The organism is Lewinella sp. (assembly GCF_050633125.1).
Classification (GTDB): Bacteria; Bacteroidota; Bacteroidia; order Chitinophagales; family Saprospiraceae; genus Lewinella.
Window position 1 is genome coordinate 1 of the sequence record NZ_JBOEFX010000256.1, and the last position, 1,185, is coordinate 1,185.

Here is a 1,185-nt window from a genome sequence, read left to right on the forward strand (position 1 = left end):
CTGCGCCGGCACCAGCCGTTAGGTACAATCCATTTAAAAGGGGCTCCAGCTTTGACAAAGTAAGAAATTGATCATTCTGGGAACTTTCTATAGGTTGTTTGAATTATAATTGTTTAATGCTCAATAGTTATATTTACCATTGTTAAGTGTAAAAAGGAAAATTTTTCTATGCCAATATTTGACCTGTTTTCGAAACGCCAAAAAAGATTGAGAGGAGAGAGTCCGGAGATCTTTAAATACGATGAAATACCTCAACCTCTACGAGTCCAAGTTGTGCACATCATTCGAGATGCCTTTGGACAAGATAAGAGGGTTTATGGGCATAGAAATCAGGTTGAAGACGCATACAGGTTTATTCATCAAACACTTTGCCGAGAATATGGAGTTTTTCAATTAGGAAATGTTTACCAAGAATCAAACGAAGGATATGTTATAGAATACCTTCTTAGTACTGATAATATTGAATCAGTAATTGACGTGATTGAGCTGTGTTTTAAATTTATAGATAAGTTTATAAGAAAGAATTTGCGTGAATATGAACATACAACTGAAATAGTATTGAAACCAGATCAAGCTATCCAGGAGTTAAATGATAGGTTTAAGGAACATGGAATTGGTTATCAGTTTGAAGGTGGTGAAATAATTCGAGTGGATTCCACATACATACATTCACAAATTACTAAACCTGTAATTTCACTTTTATGGGATGAAAAATTTATTGGTGCAAATGAAGAGTATTTGAAAGCTCACGAGCATTATAGGCATGGAAGAAATAAGGAATGTTTAACTGAGTGTTTAAAAGCATTTGAGAGCACTATGAAGATAATTTGTACAGAAAAAGGTTGGGAACATAAACCAACTGATACTTCAAGAAAGCTAATACAAGTGTGTTTTCAAAATGGTTTAGTTCCGACATTTACTCAAAATCAATTTACTTCACTTCAGAATCTTCTAGAAAGTGGGATCCCAACAATTAGGAATAAACGTGCTGGGCATGGTCAGGGAAAAATCCCCCAAAAAGTAGATGATGAAATGACTAGATATGGATTGAATTTGACAGGGACAAATATTATATTCTTAATTGAGCAAAGTAGAATAAAATAAGTTCTGTACCTAACTTTGCTTAGCTGACAATGCTCGTGCCTCGCACTGCAGCTAAGCTTGAGTTGTAGCCAATTAAGAAAA

The 1,185-nt window shown here is 34.6% G+C and carries 1 protein-coding gene; it reads left to right on the plus strand.

Annotated elements, in window-relative coordinates; genetic code table 11:
* Nucleotides 1–168 precede the first annotated feature (168 nt).
* On the plus strand, nucleotides 169–1,104 hold the full coding sequence (locus ACRBG0_RS28780) for an STM4504/CBY_0614 family protein (protein WP_431490268.1): 936 nt from the start codon (nucleotides 169–171) through the stop codon (nucleotides 1,102–1,104).
* The last annotated feature ends 81 nt before the right edge of the window (nucleotides 1,105–1,185 follow it).

Coding starts and splice junctions, on each gene's coding strand:
- ACRBG0_RS28780 (WP_431490268.1), top strand. CDS start 169: ATGCCAATATTTGACCTGTTTTCGAAACGCCAAAAAAGATTGAGAGGA.